This window comes from Vibrio sp. 10N.286.48.C11 (assembly GCF_041469805.1).
GTDB lineage: Bacteria > Pseudomonadota > Gammaproteobacteria > Enterobacterales > Vibrionaceae > Vibrio > Vibrio crassostreae_C.
On record NZ_JBFRLK010000145.1, the window covers coordinates 1 to 2247 of the forward strand.

General features: G+C 41.8%; 2 protein-coding genes. Both read right to left on the bottom strand.

All coding sequences use genetic code 11. The features are described 5' to 3' along the window. Positions 1–95 precede the first annotated feature (95 nt). A complete protein-coding gene (locus tag AB4209_RS22210; RefSeq protein WP_017062680.1) occupies positions 96–1109 on the bottom strand; it encodes a manganese-dependent inorganic pyrophosphatase in 1014 nt (337 codons plus the stop codon). A 442-nt stretch (positions 1110–1551) separates the two neighbouring features. Next, positions 1552–1977, bottom strand: a complete 426-nt coding sequence (locus tag AB4209_RS22215) for a septal ring lytic transglycosylase RlpA family protein (protein WP_372057411.1) — start codon at positions 1975–1977, stop codon at positions 1552–1554. Positions 1978–2247: the final 270 nt, after the last annotated feature.

The window sequence follows — 2247 nt, forward strand, 5'->3', positions numbered from 1 at the left end:
CTCCTAACTTGTTATTGTCCAAATCCCATTTAGACGCCCAATAATTAAAAAAGGGATTGGTATTTCTACCAATCCCCTCCAAACTCTCTTTCTACTTACAAGCTCTCAATTGCCTTTTGAACCGCAGGGCCAATCTGGCGCTTACGTGAAGTGACACCTTCCAAAGTCAGCATGTCACTTGTTGGTTCAGCGTTGAAAGCCGATTTGATGACTTGATAGTCGCTTTCATCCACCCACAATAAGTTCGCTTCTTTGTTCTTGGTATCTGTGATTGAAAAGAACAGATGGTCTAGCCCGTTCTCTTTTTTGTAAGTCTTCATTGCTGCTAGAAGATCGTCTTTACGGTCAATCAGTTGTTGAGCCATTAGTGTTTCAGCAACACCGATACCCACCTGTTTGCCACCGTACTTAAAGTTTTTGTAATCCAGCGTCAGAATGGTTTCAGATGAAAGGTGGCTAAGATCTGACTTAGCAACCAACATCTGTTGACCGAAGTCTTCGATATCTGAAATGCCTGCAACCTTCGCCAGCTTCTCTGCGTATTCACGATCATGATCTGTTGTAGTTGTTGATTGGAATACCACTGTGTCAGAAAGAATCGCACCCAAGCCAACACAAGCGAGGTGTTTAGGTAATGTCACATCGAGCTTTTCAGCATTGTCAGCCAGTATAGTTGCAGCTGAACCCCAACCTCGGATATCCATCTCGACAATCTGCGGGGTGTTAATTGGAGAGCCACCAATCGCATGATGATCGACCACTGCCACAATGGATGCTTGATCAATAGTTGGTGCTAATTGAGTCACTTGGTTGAAGTCAACCAGCCCCACTCGGTATGAAGAGTAATCTGTCTCTACACGTGGAGATTCTGCATTACAGTAGTTCAAGATAAACGTCGATTCAGGATTAATCGGCTCAGGCACTGTCGCCGTACCACCATAAATATGAGCCGCGAGCATCGCAGACATTACCGTGTCGCTGTCTGGGCTTAGGTGCCCTGTCCATACGAGATCTTCACTGTTTTCATTGGCAGATTGTTGCAAGCTAAAAGCAAAACTTGCTGAACTGAAAGACATAATTACGGCTGCAACGACAGGGGTTAGCTTCACGGGTATTTCCTTATTTAAATGCGATATAGAAGCCGATAAGCTAAACACCAAAAATTTCAGAACCGTGTCACCAATATTTCAGTTTTACTTCAGTAAGTAACTAAATGTAATTGCCCTTAGGCTTTCACTGTTAATCACACCAAAGCTCAACTTGGATTAGGTTAGCTTTTCATTATTTCACAATGAATTTCAATGAACCCTAATGATAAGAAAGCTAAGACACTGATTTATTGACCACATAACATCATCAACCCACATACTGAAAATAAGATAATCTTATTAAAAATGGATTATCGAAAGGCACAAAAAAGGCTGCAAAAGCAGCCTTATCGAGTAAGCATAAATATGCTATTCAATCATCGAGATCGAGGTTTTTTTCCTCCCCTTCCCGTTGCTGGTAAGGGATCGTAGATGTCAACCAAGGGAAGGTTATGAGGGGATTCTAGTGCTTGTATCGAAAGGTGTTACTGTCATCAATGATCTCAATTTTGACTTTTACTACGCCTTTCTTAACGTCACCAATTTGAGAAAATGCTTTGTGGGAAAGGTCAATCACTCGGCCTTTTACATAAGGGCCTCGATCATTAATTTTCACATCAACAGACTTGTTATTAGTTGTATTGGTCACCCTCACGATAGTGCCGAATGGCAAGGTTTTATGAGCCGCAGTATTCGCATTCATATTATACGTCTCACCGCTTGCTGTGAGCCTTCCATGGAACTTATCGCCATACCAAGAAGCCACTCCCACAAGCGCATGTGAATTGGCATAGCCCTTTGTTTTTGAAGTATCGACGGCCGCATGTGACGAGCATCCGGCAAGCAAAGTAATAAGAAAAGCGGCAAAGATAAGGTTTAGTTTTTTCATGCTATTTCAGTAGATCTTCTTCATGTAATGTTTATCTATTTTCATTGTAGTGCGGTTCAGCAGTATTGAACTGAGTATTATGAGTTCTCAGCGAAGGCTATCACTAGTGTGATTCCGCAATGTTTTCATGAAGCACGCTCGCTTCAGTCATATTCATGAAAGGTTTTATCTTCAAAACGTCAACTTTAACAATGCCTTAAAGATGTTGATTTATTAACCACCACCACATGATGGAGCACTTAAAAAGCACACAAAATCGAGTAGGAGGAG

Bases quoted from the DNA above. Each gene is read 5' to 3' on its own strand.
- AB4209_RS22215 (WP_372057411.1), bottom strand. From the start codon at position 1,977: ATGAAAAAACTAAACCTTATCTTTGCCGCTTTTCTTATTACTTTGCTT.